Origin of the sequence: Proluteimonas luteida (assembly GCF_021191695.1) — a bacterium.
GTDB classification, from domain to species: domain Bacteria; phylum Pseudomonadota; class Gammaproteobacteria; order Xanthomonadales; family Xanthomonadaceae; genus Luteimonas; species Luteimonas luteida.
The window spans coordinates 147,183-160,642 of record NZ_JAIWPT010000003.1 but is presented as its reverse complement, the minus strand read 5'-3'; the positions used below and the strand labels follow the sequence as shown (position 1 = coordinate 160,642).

Genomic DNA, 13,460 nt, shown 5'->3' with positions numbered 1-13,460 from the left:
TCGCGTCGGCACCCGCCGACCGCCCTGGAACGCATGATGCCCGCCTTCATCGACACACTCCGCACCCGCTGGCAGTCCGCCGACACGCTGGTCTGCATCGGCCTCGACCCTGACCCGTCGAGATTCCCCGACGCCTTCGTCGACGACGCGCAGGACGAAGACGGCGAGGCGCTGTTCGCGTTCTGCCGCGACATCGTCGACGCCACCGCCGAGTACGCCTGCGCGTTCAAGCCGCAGATCGCCTACTTCGCCGCTCACAACGGCGGCGAGGCGGCGCTGCAGCGGCTCATCGCCCACATCAACGGCAGCCATCCCGAAGTGCCGGTGATCCTCGATGCCAAGCGCGGCGACATCGGCAGTACCGCCGAGCAGTACGCGCTCGAGGCCTTCGACCGCTTCGGCGCGGACGCGGTCACGCTGAATCCGTACATGGGCCGCGATTCGGCCGCGCCGTTCCTGCAGCGCAACGACCGCGGCTGCATCTTCCTGTGCCACACCTCCAATCCCGGCGCGCGCGATTTCCAGGAGCTGCTGGTCGACGGCGTGCCGCTCTACCAGCACATCGCGCGCACCATCGCCGAGGACTGGAACGCCGACGGCAACTGCGCGCTGGTGGTCGGCGCGACGTTCCCGGAAGAACTCAAGATCATCCGCGGCATCGTCGGCGACATGCCGCTGCTGATCCCGGGCATCGGCGCCCAGGGCGGCGACGTGGAGGCGGTGGTACGCAATGCGGCGACCGCCGACGGCACCGGCCTGATCATCAGTTCCTCGCGCGCGATCCTCTATGCCTCGGGCGATGCCGACTATGCGGACGCGGCTGCCGGTGCGGCGCGCGCGCTGCGCGACGCGATCAACCGCTATCGCTGATCCGCGCCGCCGCACGGCGCGTCGTCGACCGCCAGATCCGGCGCCAGCGTCTTCGCCAGCGCCACGACCTGCTGCGTGAAATCGGGATAGCCGTAGGGCCAGGGTGCGTCGTCGGCGACATCGCGCCCGCCGACCTGGCGGACCGCCACCAGCCTCGCCTGCGGCACCACGACGATGTACTGCCCGCGCCAGCCGTTGGCCTCGTAGGCCACCACCGGCCCGCCGCCGACGCCGAACAGCGCCTCGACGTCCTGCGACCGCGCCGCCGCGGCCTCGGCCAGCGCGCCGATGCCGCCATCGACCGCTTCGGCGACGCCCGCACGCAACGCCTGCGAATCGGCGAACGTCCTGCCGACGAGCGCCTGCATGCCATCGAGCACGCCTGCGTCGACACCTGCCTCGCGGAAACGGTCGAGCGCAGCCGCATCGACGAACAGGTCCATCGTCTCGGATTTCCGCCACCACAGCAGCCCGTAATGCGGTTCCCGCTCGCCGGGCGCGAGCATCTCGCAGACGAAGCCGCCATCGACCAGCGGTGCGCCCTGCCAGCGACCGCCGTCGAGCACCAGCTGACCGACCCTGGCCATGGCGTCGGCGGTCGCGTTCCAGCCCGCCATCGCATAGGGATTGCCGGCGCGGTCGAAACCGTCGGCATTCCAGACCCGGCCGCCGACGCCCATCGGGGCGAGCAGTTCGTCGGCGATGTAGCGGTCCATGCGTTTGCCCGACGCGCGTTCGACCACGCCCGCCAGCAGGTTCATCGCCTTGTTGTTGTACGAGAAGCGTTCGCCCGGCGCGTCGGACAGCTCGGCGGCCAGCGCCAGCTGGAGTCCGTCCGGCGCGGGATAGATCTCGACCCGGGTATCGGGCACGTTCTGCAGACCCGAGGTATGGTCGAGCAGCATCCGCACGGTGATGCCGGCCTTCCGGCCCTGCCTCCACTCCGGGTAGAAATCGGCGACGGGCTGGTCGATCGTGTCGATGCGGCCCTGCGTCAGCAGCCGCCCGATCGCCAGTGCGACCAGCGACTTGGTGACCGACATGGTTTCCAGCCCATCGGCTGGCGTATCGGGGCGGCGCTGGTCCAGCAGCACGACGCCGTCATGGACGATGCGCAGGGTATCGCTGTCGCTGGCGCGAGCGCCCTCGCGCAGGACCTGCAACGCGGCCTGCGTCTCCTGCGCGCCGGCCGCGGCGGGCGCAGCAAAGACGGGCAATGCCGCGACCAGCGAAACGACGACGGTGATCGCCAATGTCCTCGAGCCGTACATGCGTGCAACCTCCGGTGACATGGTGGCGAGACTGCGCCCCGCATCCGCCCGCCACAACATGCCGATGGTCACGCCGCCTGAACGCGCGTCGCACATCCCGCGGCGGCACGCGGGAGCACGATCGTTGATCAGGCGCAATGCCACTGTCGCGGTGGGCAGGCACACTGCGCCGGACCCTTTCCGCAACGGGAGACAAGCCCATGAACACCCCATCGAAAGTCGCCGTCGTCACCGGCGCCGGCCAGGGCATCGGCCGCGCGATCGCGCTGCGGCTGGCGCGTGACGGCTTCGCCATCGGCAGCCTGGACTTCAATCCCGACACCGCGCAGCAGACGGTGGACCTGATCGCCGCCGCGGACGGCGCGGGCCTGGCGGTGCAGGTGGACGTCGCCGAGCGCGAACAGGTACTTGCTGCGGTGGACAAGGTGGTCGAGGCGTTCGGGCGGCTCGACGTACTGGTCAACAACGCGGGCATCGCCCCGACCACGCCGCTGGAGGACATCACGCCGGAGCTCTACCGCAAGGTCTTCGACGTCAACGTCGGCAGCACCTACTGGGGCATCCAGGCCGCGATCCGCCACTTCAAGGCACGCACGCCCGCGCATCCGGGACAGGTCGTGGGCAAGATCATCAACGCCTCCTCGCAGGCCGGCCAGGTCGGCAATCCGGACCTGGCGGTCTATGGCGCCACCAAGTTCGCGATCCGCGGCATCACCCAGACCGCGGCCCGGGACCTGGCCGCGCTCGGCATCACGGTGAACGCCTACTGCCCGGGCATCGTGCGCACGCCGATGATGGAAGGCATTGCGAAAAAGGTGGCCGACGCGAACGGCGAGTCGCTCGAGTGGGGCCTGCAGCAGTGGGCGAAGACCGTAACCCTGGGGCGCATCTCCGAGCCGGAGGACGTGGCCGGCTGCGTGTCCTACCTGGCCGGCCCGGATTCGGACTACATGACCGGCCAGGCGCTGATCATCGACGGCGGCATGGTGTTCAACTGACCTGCCGGTCCGCGCGACCCGGGCGCGATGCCGCGCACCGCATCGCGTCAGGGCACGTCCGGCCGCACCTCGAACACCTGTCGCAGGTACGCCAAGTAGCCGACGTCGTCGCACATCGTCTTGCCCGGCGAGTCGCTGAGCTTGGCGACCGGCTGGCCGTTGCAGCGGACCATCTTCAGCACGATCTGCAACGGCGTCGGGCCGACGTCGTTGGTCAGGTTGGTGCCGATGCCGAACGACATCAGGCAGCGGCCGCGGAAATGCGCGTACAGCCGCATCACCTCGTCGACGTCGAGACCGTCGCTGAACACGAACACCTTGCCGCGCGGGTCGACCTTGTTCGCGGCCAGGTGCGCGATCAGGCGCTCGCCCCACTCCACCGGATCGCCGGAGTCGTGGCGCATGCCGTCGAACAGCTTGCAGAAGTAGAGGTCGAAATCGCGCACGAACGCATCCAGCCCGATCACGTCGGTCAACGCGATGCCGAGATCGCCGCGATACTCGCGCGCCCAGCTGTCGAACGCGGCGGACTGCGAGTCGCGCAGCCGCGGTCCCAGCGCCTGGAACGCCTGCAGCCACTCGTGGGCCATCGTGCCCTGCGCGACCAGTCCGTAGCGCCGCGCCAGGTCGACATTGCTGGTGCCGGCGAACTTCTCGCCCAGCCCGCGCGCCAGGTACGGCACCACGGCCTCCTGCCACGCCCGCGAGTAGCGCCGGCGGGTGCCGAAGTCGGTGATGCGGCAGTCCTCGTAGCCGACCGCGTCGTGGATGCGGTCGATCTTGGCCTGCAACCGCCGCAGGCCTTCCGCCTGGTCCGGCCCGCCATGGGTCCGGCGGAAATACACCTCGTTGACGATCGCCAGCAGCGGCACCTCGAACAGGATCGTATGCAGCCACGGCCCGGCGATCTCCAGCTCGATCTCGCCGGGCACCTGCGTGGAAGGCCGCAGCGTGATGTACTTGCGGCGGAACTGGAACAGCGACAGGAAATCGACGAAATCGGACTTGAGGAAGCGCAGGCCGCGCAGGTAGTCCAGCTCGCCGTCGTCGAAACGCAGGTTGCACAGGTGGTCGATCTCCGCCTCGATCGCGTCCAGATGCCGCGCCAGGTCGATGCCCGGCGTGCGGCAGCGGAAGCGGTACTCCACGTGCGCGGCCGGGTGCTGGTGCAACACCGCCTGCATCATCGTGAACTTGTAGAGATCGGTGTCGAGCAGCGACTGGATGATCGGCATGGGCGTATTCGGGACAGGACCTGCAAAGCCTAACGCGTCCGGCGCGCAGGGCGGGGCCCGGCCCGCCAGCTTGGTTCCATCGACGCGTGTCGCGGCGCGGACCCGGACGGATCGGGACCTGCGCTACAGGCGTCGCAGCACCGCGAACGGAAAGCGCAGCCAGATCATCGCCCACACCGCGACCCGCACCGGCGCGCTGCGACGCGCACGCTCGAACTTGCTGAAGTAGCGCCACAGGCCACGATGCTTGTGCCATTCGACGAACACCGGCCGCGCGCGGCTGGACACGCCGCGCAGGTGCACGACCTGGATGTCGTTGGCCACCGCGACGACCGCGCCGGCCTCGCGCGCGCGGCGCGAGAAGTCCAGGTCCTCGGCGTGCAGGCGATAGCCGGTGTCGAAGCCGCCGATCCGATCGAACAGGCTGCGCGGCAGCAGCATCAGCGCGCCGGAGATCGCATCGACGCGCTGCAGCGCCTGCGCCGGATCGCGCGGCAGCGACAGGTCGCGGCCGGCCCGCGACCGCAGCATCGCCGCGAAATCCGGGTCGCGGCGCCGTGCCGCGGCGTCGCGCACGCCGGCCTCGTCGACCAGATCCACGCCCAGCAGGCATTCGCCGTCCAGCGCCCGGGCATGTGCGCGCAGGCGCGCCAGCGCATCGCGCCCGACCAGGCAATCGGGATTGACGAAGGCGATCCACGGGGCGGAGCTGTCGCGCACGCCCTGGTTGCAGGCGACCGCGAACCCCGGGTTGTCCGGATTGCCGATGAAGCGTACCCGCGGATCCAGCGACGCGTTGCGCTGCACGATGCCCAGCGAGTCGTCGCCGGAGCCGTTGTCGACGACCCGGATCTCGGCGATGCCATGGGCCCCGCGCAGGCGGCGCACGCAGTAGTCGAGCGTGCTGGCGCTCTGGTAGCTGACGACGACGGCGACGATGTCGGCATCGGCGGGCACGCGCTCCGACGGGGTGTTCACCGCGCCGGGTCCTGTCCTGCGTGCCCGGGGTCCGCGTGCATGCCCGCATCGGCGTCGGGGGCGGTGCCGGTCCGGCCGTCATCGACCGACGTGCCGGTCTGCGCGCGGCTGTTGTCTGACCTCGCCCCATCCACCGCTCCGCGGATGGTTCCCCCCTCTTCCGCGCTGCGGGAGAGCGGAGCAGGCAGGCAGTCTTCGGCTGCCGTTTCTTCCCGGAACAGCTGCTGCTGGGCCGGCGCGTCCTCCAACGCCGCATACAGCCGCTGCAGTTGCTGCCGGGCCGCATGCAGCGGATCGTCCATCAGGAAGGTCGCCAGCCGCGCATGCCAGGCCGGCCAGCGCACGGCCAGCGCATCCATGTCGCCGTCGGCGGGGCCGCCCTCGCCGCCGCGCGCGACGAATGCGGTTTCGCACAAGGCATTGCGCCAGCCCAGGCCCGCCATGCGCAGCGACAGGTCGATCAGCGCCGCATACCACGACGCGTAGCTGGACGCATCCAGGCCGCCGGCCTTGCGCCGCGCGTTGCCGCGCAGCATCACCGCATGGCCGACCGCGGCCGGCAACTCCGGATGCAGCGGCGGCAGTTGCCGGCAGGCGCGCGCCAGCCGCGCCGGATCGTCGGGAACCGGCGAGATCTCGCCGATCGACGGCCATGCCGCGGCCTCGCCGGCGTTGCACCACGGCGTGGCGGTCGCGATCGAGGCATCGCGCGCGAAGCACGCGGCCAGTGCCTCGGCCCAGCCGGGCGCGGGAATCGCATCGGGCGCCAGCACGATGACGTCGGCATCGCCGCAGGCGCGCAGCACGTCGTCGAGATGGGCGACCTCGCCGATGCTGCGCTGGCGGCAGGTGTAGTCGGCCTGCAGCGCGGTGCCGGCCAGCCAGCGCTGGACGATCTGCGCGCCGCGCGGCCCGACCCGGGCGTCGTCGGCCAGCCAGACGCGGGTGCCGGCCGGGGTGCCGGCATCCAGCGCGGCCAGGCAGGCGTCGAGCGCCTCGTCGTCGTGCCCGACCGGCAGCAGCACGACCGGAAGTTCAGCCATGCCCGGACTCCGTCGGCATGCCGCCGCGTCAGTCCTGCGCCCGATGCAGCGGCTGCAGCGCGCGGAAGCGGCGGCCGTACTCGTCGGTCAGCTGCCGGGCTTCGAGCGGGTTGCGCACGATCGTCGGGGTCAGCAGCACGATGACTTCGGTGCGTTCGGTGCGCGAGCTCTGCGTGCCGAACAGGCTGCCGATGACGGGAATGCGGCTCAGTCCGGGCAGGCCGCCGGACGTCCGGCCGACCTCGTCGCGGATCAGGCCGGCCAGCATCACCGTTTCGCCCGCCTGCACCGCGGCCTCGGTCTTGAGCCTGCGCGTGTCGATGCGCACGTTGCCCTGGCTGTCGGCCGTGTTCTGCGGCTGCGGCGAACTGACTTCCTGCACGATGTCCAGGAACACCATGCCGTCGCGCGTGACCCGCGGCCGCACCTTCAGGATCGTGCCGGTCTCCAGGTACTGCACGTTGGTGTAGCTGCTGTCGCCGAGGATCGGATTGACGCTGGTCGTCGAGATCGGGATGTTCGCGCCGACGTTGAACTCGGCCATCGCGTTGTTGCGCACGAACACCGACGGCGATTGCAGGATCTGCACGTCGGTGACCTCGTCGAGCGCATTGATGACCGCAGCGGCGTCGTTCTTGACCAGGGTCCAGGCCAGTCCCGCGCCCGAGTTGCCGCCGATGCTGGCGCCCAGCGTGCTCCAGCGGCTGGGACCGCCCACACCCGGGGCACCTGGCCCCGGGAACGGTCCGATGTTGTTGTCGGTCATGCCCTTCTCGATGAACCAGTTGACGCCATACTCGAGCTCGCCACTGAGCAGTACCTCGACCACCTGCGCCTCGATGTGCACCTGCGCCGGCATCACGTCGAGCCGCTCGACCACGTCGCGGATCGAGCGCCACGCCGCCGGCGTCGTGCGCACCAGCAGCGTGTTGGTCTCGTCGACCGCCGACACGCCGACGCGGTCGCCCTCGACCTCCAGGGTCACGCTGCTGGGGCCGTCCTGCTGTTCGTTGAGCTGCATTTCGCCGACATTGCCGCCACGTGCGCCGCTGCCGCTGCGGCTCGATCCGCGGCTGCCGCTGCCGAGCCCGCTGCCGCTGTCGAACCCGCTGCTGCCGCTCGTGCCCTGGGCATCGAGCCCGTCGCTGCGCAGCGAGCTGCCGGTCAGGCCCGGCATCAGCGAAGCGCTGTCGCGCCCGGCACTGCTGCCGCCACCGCCGCCGAACACCTCCGACAGCCGCTGCGCCAGTTCGCGCGCCTTGATGAACTTCAGCTCGTAGGAGAACAGCCGCGGCTCCTGGCCGGCGTTGTCGATGCGCTCCAGCCACTGCTGGATCTCGCCCAGGTAGTCGGCTTGCGGCGTGATCACCAGCACCGCGTTGGCGCCTTCCAGCGGCATGAAGCGGAACATGCCCGACACCGGCGATTCGCTGTCCTGGCCGAACACCTTCTCCAGGTCGGCGACCACCTGCGTGGCCTTGCCCGACTGCAACGGGAACACGCCGACCGACATGCCCGACAGCCAGTCGACGTCGAAGATCTCGATCGTGCGCAGGTAGTTGTCGAGCTCGGTGCGACTGCCGGAAATGGTGATGACGTTGCGCGCGTTGTCGGCGGCCACGATCGCGTTCGGCCGCGCGTAGGGTTCGAGCACCTTCTCCATCTCGGTCGCCGAGATGTAGCGCAGCGGCACGGTGCGCACCTCGAAGCCGCGCGCGGCGCCGGTGGAACCGGCACGCGGGGCGACGGTGCCGGTCGCCAGCGCGGTATCGGCCGGCACGATGTTGTAGCGGCCGTCGCTGTAGATCATGCGGGCGTTGTTCCAGCCCAGCACCATCTCCAGCAGGCTCAGCGCCTGCGCCGGGCTGACCGGCCTGGGCGTGGCCAGCGTCACCGTGCCCTGTACCTCCGGCGCGATGACGTAGTTCTGGCCGAGCATGTCGCCGAGGATCGCCTTGGCGACCGCGTGCACCGACTCGCCCTCGAAATTGAACGAGGCCTGCCCGGTGGTGCCGCCGAGGTTCGGCGGCGGCGCGGCGGCCGCGCCCTGGTTGAGGACCTGGCCGCTACCGCGGCGGATCTGCGGCTGCGGCCGGTCGTCGTCGTCGATCAGCGACTCGATGCGCGGGCCGCCGGCGGCATCGGCGGCCGAGCCCGCCCGGGACAGGTCCCCGCTGCGCTGCATGCGCGCGCTCGGCGCGGACGCGCAGCCGGCGATGAGGACGGTACAGGTCGCGAAGGCGATCGCGCGGAGGTGGCGGGCTGGCGTCATCGAATCGGTCATCACTCGGAGTCTAGTCGTCATTGGTGGCGCCAGGCGCGTGGGCGGCAGGAATGTTCGAGGCGAAAAGCCCGGACGATTCCTGCCGCCCACGCGCCTGGGACCGGCGGGCATGCTCATGGCTGCGACTGCTGCTGGCGCAGGCGGGCGCGGCGCTCCTCGATGCGCTTGCGGATCGCCTCGACCTGGGCCTGCGACGGCCCGCTGGATTCCGCGGTCTCGGCGACCACGCCACCGTTGCCGTCGATCGGCGCCTGCTGCGGTGCCGGCGCCTGTGCGCGGGCATTCGCCGGTGGCGGCACCGGCCGCGTGGCGGCATTGCCGGGCGCTTCGGCCACGGGTGCCGCCGCACGCGCTGTCGTGCGGCGCGCCGGCGCGGTCGCCTGGACCGCATCGCCGGCCGGCGGCGGCGCCGTCATCGGCGTCGGCGGCTCACCGCCGGTGCCGTCGAAGACCCGCAGTTCCAGCGTGGTCGGGCCTTCGGGCCCGTTGAACACCACGCTGCGCGCGTCGACCGAGCCGAGCACCCAGCTGCCGGCGCCGGGCGGCGCCTCGCCGATCTTCAGCCGCACCGATTCGCCGCCGTCGCGGGGCTGCAGGATCGCCATGCTGAACCCGGGGCTGGTCAGCACGCTGGTCAGCACGTAGTCGAAGCCGTTGTCGCCGCCGTCGCCCTCGTCCTGCGGGTCGATGAAGAACGGATGCGGGCGGCGGTCGCTGGTGAACAGCGGCCGGTTGCCGATGTCGGCGAACGTGGACAGCGGCGGTGCCGCGGCATCTTCGCCCGGGCCGGCCCAGTTCACCGCCGGCAGCGGTTCGGCCTCCGCGTCCAGGCGCTCGATGCGCGCGCCCAAGCCGGCCAGCGACAGCCCCCAGACCAGCAGCGCCCAGCCGGCGACGGCGGCCAGCAGCCAGGTCCGCGCATTGGCGCTGTCAATCCGCATCGGTCGCTCCCGCGCCGGCGGCCGGTGCAGCGCCGCGTGCCGTGGACGCCCTGGCCGGCGCGAGGACATAGCCGTAGAGATCGAAACTCACGTCGATACCGCCGCTGTTGCTGCCCGGCGTCTGGGTGTGGCGCTGCGACAGGATGTTGAGGTTGTCGACGAACAGCCGCGGCGTGCCGGTTTCCAGCGAATACAGCACCGCCGCCAGTTCCGGGTTGCCGCAGCGCAGCCGCACCTGCACGGTCGCGCGCGGATAGCGCTCGTTGCGCGGCCCGGCGAGCGGCGAGCGGTTGCTGATCGCGCAGCTGCGGTTGCCGGGGCTGGCCTCGGCGACGGCGGTCTCCAGCCGCTGTACCAGGGCCGCGGTCGCCAGTTCGACGCTCGGCTGCGGCATGAAGCCCGGCACGTCCGCCATTTGCTCGCGCGCATGCTCCAGTTGCTCGCGCACCTGCGGCGCCTGCGCCAGTTCGCGGCGGATGCGCACGTCGCGCTGCTGCAGGTCGTCGATGTCGCTGCCGAGCTGGCGCATCGGCACCGTCCAGCTGCCGTGCAGCAGGAGCAGGTACGCCAGCGCGAGCACGCCGGCGAGCACCGCCAGCGCCAGCCAGCGGTCGCGGGTGGACACCGCCGCGCCAGGCCGGGCCGGTGCCGGCGCGGGTGCGGTCGGCCTACCGGGCACTGGCTGCACGCTCGGGTTCCTGTGATTGCGTGGTGGCCGGCGCAGCGTCCGCCAGCCGCGCGGTCAGGGTGAAGCGGTCGGCGCGGGTGCGCGGATCGTTCTGCAGCGCGCCGGCCAGCGCCGGCGCCTGCCACAACGGCGAGCCTTCGAGATAGCCGACCAGCGCCGACGCCTCGGTGCTCAGGCCGATCAGCAGGATGCGGTCGCCCTCGATCGCCACCTTCTCCAGGTACGTGGTGTCCGGCAGCCGCCGGCTGAGCTCGTCGAGCACGGCGACGGTCATCGGCCGCGATGCGCGCTGCCGGTCGAGGAAGCGCATGCCCTCGGCCAGGTCGGCCAGTTGCTGGCGCTGCTGCGAGGCGCCGCGCGCGCGCGTGGCCTCGGCGGCGACTTCGGCCTCGAAGTCCGCGGCGGCCGCGGCGTGGTTGGCACGGATCTGCCACAGCGCCAGCGCCACGAACACCACTGCCACCGCCGCCAGCAGCCACTGGTAGCGGCGCTGCGGGTCGCCGCGGCGCTGGCGCCCGGCATCATCGATCAGGTTCACGCCCAGGGGCGTGCGGTTGCCGTCCTCCCCCTCGACGGCCAGGTCGATCCCGGCCAGGGTCCCGCCCAGCGGGCCCAGCGCAGCGACCGCGGCGTCGATCGCGACGCGCGGCACCACCACCAGTTCGACGTCGAGGCTGCCGTCGCCGCGGCGGCCGAGCACACGGTGGCCGTAGCGCACGTCGTCGGCGGCGAACGGCGTTTGCCGGTCGATCTCGAAGCGCAGGATGTCCTGCAGCCGCTCGCCCGCGGCCTCGGGCAGGGTCAGGGTGCGGCGCAGGCCCATGCGCGCGGGCAGCAGCAGCCAGCGCGGGGTTTCGGCCAGCCGCCGCTGCAGCAGCGGGGCCAGCGCATCGCCGTCGGTCTCCCGCAGCGGCGCCAGCGGCACCGCTGCCAGCAGTTGCGAGGATTCGCTGTCGTGCAGGGTCAGCGCCAGCTCGTCGCCCCGCACCTCGAGCAGCAGGCGCCGGCCGGCCAGTCCGAAGAGCTCGCGTACCCGCCGCGGCAGCCAGGCCGCAAGCGACGTCCCCCACCACGCCAGGAACGTGCGGATGCGCGGCAGCAGGCGCCCGCCGGGCCGCCACTGCCGGCGCCCCGGGGCCTCGTCGCCGGGCGATGCGGATACTGCGGACATCATTGTGCTGACGCTCCCTCCTCCCAGCTAAGGACCTGGTATGCGGTGCCCGGAATCGCACCGCCCCCGGTCCGGACGATCGCGCGCAGCACGGAGATACGGCCATCCCCGAGCCGCGCGCGGCTGTCGATACTATACGTTCCGCTGCCGCCGCCCGGCACCGCGGCGGCCAGCAGCGCACCGGTCGCCGCGCGCGCGGCGAGGATCGGATCGGCGTCCACGCCCATCGCCTGCAGCACCTCGGCCGAGGCGAACTGCTGGTCGGGGATCGGCAGCCGCGAATGCACGGTGACGTGCGCGGACAGCGTTTCGTACAGCGCCGGCGTCATGCCCAGCACCTGCTCGAGCTCGGCGATGCTCTCGAACGGCGCGTCCTTGGCCCCGTAGGGCCGCCCGGCGGCCGCATAGTCCGGATCCTCGGCGCCGCCGACCGGCTGCACCAGGCTGTCCTCGTCGCGCCAGTCGAGGATCGCACCGGCGACCGCATCGGCCTCCCCGGGCTCCGCGCCGAGCACGCGCAGCAGCGCCGCCAGCAGTTCGCCGTCGGCGGCGTTGAGATCGACCTTGCCGCGTTCGTCGACGATGCGGACCTCGACCTCCGCGTCGTGGAAACGCCACGGATACGGCCGTCCGTCGGGATGCCAGCGCGCCTGCGCGTCGTCCAGGTCGACCCGCGTCATCGCGTACTCGAGGCCGGCGCGCGCGGCCTGGTCGGCGACGAGGCCGCGGCCGAGCAGGCGCCCCTGCTGGTTCTCGATGCGCGCGGTGACCGCGAAGGTGCCGACCAGCGTCGCCAGCAGCACGATCAGCCACAGCACCAGCAGCAGCGCGGCGCCGCGCGCGCGGGTTGCGATCCGGGTCATGGCGCGATCTCCCCGCCCGGCAGTTCGCCGGTGCCCTGCGGCAGGGTGATGACCATCGCCGGCCAGCTGCCGGCGCTGTCGCTGGCGATGTCGATGGCGACCTGCAGCGGCAGCGACGTCGACGGCCCCCACTGTTCCTGCCAGTCGCCCAATGTCCCGTCGGCCGCGAAACCGCGATAGCGCAGGCGCAGTTCCGCCAGGTCGTCGACCAGCGGTTCGGGCGGGCGCGGATCCGGCAGTTCGACGGTCTCGCCGGCCAGCACCAGGGCGAAGGCGACCGTCAGCCGCGACGTCGCACCGGTGCCGTCGACGGCGATGTCGTGCAGGTGCGGCCCACCCTGGCCGAGGTAGTTCGGCAGGTCGGCGACGAAGCGGATGCGCTGCGGCTCGCCGATGAAGCGCACCGCCTCGCCGGTCACGGGATCGAGCTGGAAGCCGACCGGCGTCGCCGACGCGATGCGCCGGCGCAGGAAACCCTCGACCGCGCGCATGCGCTCGCTGCGCTGGGCCAGTGTCTCGCCGCGCTGCACCGTCGCGGTGGCCGCGCGCAACGTGGTCAACGCCAGCGCCAGGCCGGCGGCGAGCAGCACCGTGGCCAGCAGCACCTCGATCAGGGTGAAGCCGCGCATGCGGCGGCTCATGGCAGCGCTCCGGCACCGGCGTCGGTCGTGCGCAGTCGCAGCGTGTGCAATTGCAGGCGCTCGCGCGGGCCGCCCTCGCCCCATTCCACGGCCAGCGCGACTTCCAGCAGCTGCGGCGCGAACGGGTCGACCGGCTGCAGCGGGGCGAAGCTGCTGCCGTCGAGGGTGTCGGGATCGACACCGGTCTCGACATGCGGCGCGATCGCCAGCGTCCAGCGATAGCGTCCGTCCTCGAAGCTGCCGTCCTGCTGGCCCGGCTGCAGCGGCAGTTCGATGCCGAGTTCGTCGAGCAGCGACTGCGCGTGCAGCGCGGCGCGTCCGGAATCGGCCGCCCAGCGCACCTGCCGGGTGCCGTTGGACAGGGTGCCGAGCAGCAGCATCAGCGCCAGCCCCAGCACCGCGAAGGCGACGATGACCTCGATCAGGGTGTAGCCGGACTGGCCGGGAAACCGGGCCCCGGGGAAAGCGCGTCCGCGA

The 13,460-nt window shown here is 71.8% G+C and carries 12 protein-coding genes and 1 pseudogene; 2 read left to right on the top strand and 11 right to left on the bottom strand.

Annotation, left to right across the window (positions count from 1 at the left end; translation table 11 throughout):
* Positions 1 to 36 precede the first annotated feature (36 nt).
* Positions 37 to 870 (top strand): orotidine-5'-phosphate decarboxylase, encoded by an 834-nt coding sequence (gene pyrF / locus LDO26_RS04160; protein WP_232129818.1) that lies wholly within the window; start codon positions 37 to 39, stop codon positions 868 to 870.
* Here the strand turns inward: pyrF and LDO26_RS04155 are convergent.
* The gene (locus LDO26_RS04155) at positions 861 to 2,141 is read right to left on the bottom strand and encodes a serine hydrolase domain-containing protein (RefSeq protein ID WP_232129817.1); all 1,281 of its coding nucleotides are present in this window, start codon (positions 2,139 to 2,141) and stop codon (positions 861 to 863) included. The two genes, pyrF and LDO26_RS04155, sit on opposite strands and share 10 nt — an antisense overlap.
* A gap of 200 nt (positions 2,142 to 2,341) precedes the next feature.
* Here LDO26_RS04155 and LDO26_RS04150 point away from each other — a divergent pair, with 200 nt between their 5' ends.
* On the top strand, positions 2,342 to 3,139 hold the full coding sequence (locus LDO26_RS04150; RefSeq protein ID WP_232129816.1) for a (S)-acetoin forming diacetyl reductase: 798 nt from the start codon (positions 2,342 to 2,344) through the stop codon (positions 3,137 to 3,139).
* Between the two features lie 47 nt (positions 3,140 to 3,186).
* Here LDO26_RS04150 and pncB read toward each other — a convergent pair whose 3' ends face one another.
* From pncB to xpsI, 10 genes and pseudogenes are all read right to left on the bottom strand, one after another.
* Positions 3,187 to 4,374: a nicotinate phosphoribosyltransferase gene (gene pncB / locus LDO26_RS04145; protein ID WP_232129815.1), complete on the bottom strand. Its 1,188-nt coding sequence runs from the start codon at positions 4,372 to 4,374 to the stop codon at positions 3,187 to 3,189.
* A gap of 123 nt (positions 4,375 to 4,497) precedes the next feature.
* On the bottom strand, positions 4,498 to 5,352 hold the full coding sequence (locus tag LDO26_RS04140) for a glycosyltransferase family 2 protein (RefSeq protein WP_232129814.1): 855 nt from the start codon (positions 5,350 to 5,352) through the stop codon (positions 4,498 to 4,500).
* A 215-nt stretch (positions 5,353 to 5,567) separates the two neighbouring features.
* A pseudogene (locus LDO26_RS04135) lies at positions 5,568 to 6,395 on the bottom strand (glycosyltransferase family 2 protein); the annotation flags it as partial.
* A gap of 28 nt (positions 6,396 to 6,423) precedes the next feature.
* A complete protein-coding gene (gene gspD, locus LDO26_RS04130; protein WP_435594024.1) occupies positions 6,424 to 8,679 on the bottom strand; it encodes a type II secretion system secretin GspD in 2,256 nt (751 codons plus the stop codon).
* Between the two features lie 113 nt (positions 8,680 to 8,792).
* A complete protein-coding gene (locus LDO26_RS04125; protein ID WP_232129813.1) occupies positions 8,793 to 9,620 on the bottom strand; it encodes a type II secretion system protein, XpsN-like in 828 nt (275 codons plus the stop codon).
* On the bottom strand, positions 9,610 to 10,245 hold the full coding sequence (gspM, locus tag LDO26_RS04120; protein ID WP_232129812.1) for a type II secretion system protein GspM: 636 nt from the start codon (positions 10,243 to 10,245) through the stop codon (positions 9,610 to 9,612). Before gspM ends, LDO26_RS04125 begins: the two co-directional genes overlap by 11 nt.
* Positions 10,246 to 10,288: 43 nt before the next feature.
* Positions 10,289 to 11,479 (bottom strand): PilN domain-containing protein, encoded by a 1,191-nt coding sequence (locus tag LDO26_RS04115; protein ID WP_232129811.1) that lies wholly within the window; start codon positions 11,477 to 11,479, stop codon positions 10,289 to 10,291.
* Positions 11,479 to 12,342 carry a type II secretion system minor pseudopilin gene (locus LDO26_RS04110; protein WP_232129810.1) on the bottom strand — a complete coding sequence of 288 codons (864 nt, stop codon included), beginning with the start codon at positions 12,340 to 12,342 and terminating at the stop codon, positions 11,479 to 11,481. Before LDO26_RS04110 ends, LDO26_RS04115 begins: the two co-directional genes overlap by 1 nt.
* Complete coding sequence (locus tag LDO26_RS04105; RefSeq protein WP_232129809.1) at positions 12,339 to 12,983, bottom strand: prepilin-type N-terminal cleavage/methylation domain-containing protein; 645 nt, start codon at positions 12,981 to 12,983, stop codon at positions 12,339 to 12,341. The genes LDO26_RS04110 and LDO26_RS04105 overlap by 4 nt, the downstream gene beginning before the upstream one ends.
* Complete coding sequence (gene xpsI / locus LDO26_RS04100; protein WP_232129942.1) at positions 12,980 to 13,408, bottom strand: type II secretion system protein XpsI; 429 nt, start codon at positions 13,406 to 13,408, stop codon at positions 12,980 to 12,982. Before xpsI ends, LDO26_RS04105 begins: the two co-directional genes overlap by 4 nt.
* Between the last annotated feature and the right edge of the window lie 52 nt (positions 13,409 to 13,460).

What these genes read in the sequence shown, in the direction of transcription:
- LDO26_RS04155 (WP_232129817.1), bottom strand. Translation starts at nt 2,141, where the DNA reads ATGTACGGCTCGAGGACATTGGCGATCACCGTCGTCGTTTCGCTGGTC.
- LDO26_RS04105 (WP_232129809.1), bottom strand. Translation starts at nt 12,983, where the DNA reads ATGAGCCGCCGCATGCGCGGCTTCACCCTGATCGAGGTGCTGCTGGCC.
- LDO26_RS04110 (WP_232129810.1), bottom strand. Translation starts at nt 12,342, where the DNA reads ATGACCCGGATCGCAACCCGCGCGCGCGGCGCCGCGCTGCTGCTGGTG.
- gspD (WP_435594024.1), bottom strand. Translation starts at nt 8,679, where the DNA reads ATGACCGATTCGATGACGCCAGCCCGCCACCTCCGCGCGATCGCCTTC.
- LDO26_RS04125 (WP_232129813.1), bottom strand. Translation starts at nt 9,620, where the DNA reads ATGCGGATTGACAGCGCCAATGCGCGGACCTGGCTGCTGGCCGCCGTC.
- pyrF (WP_232129818.1), top strand. Translation starts at nt 37, where the DNA reads ATGCCCGCCTTCATCGACACACTCCGCACCCGCTGGCAGTCCGCCGAC.
- LDO26_RS04115 (WP_232129811.1), bottom strand. Translation starts at nt 11,479, where the DNA reads ATGTCCGCAGTATCCGCATCGCCCGGCGACGAGGCCCCGGGGCGCCGG.
- LDO26_RS04150 (WP_232129816.1), top strand. Translation starts at nt 2,342, where the DNA reads ATGAACACCCCATCGAAAGTCGCCGTCGTCACCGGCGCCGGCCAGGGC.
- pncB (WP_232129815.1), bottom strand. Translation starts at nt 4,374, where the DNA reads ATGCCGATCATCCAGTCGCTGCTCGACACCGATCTCTACAAGTTCACG.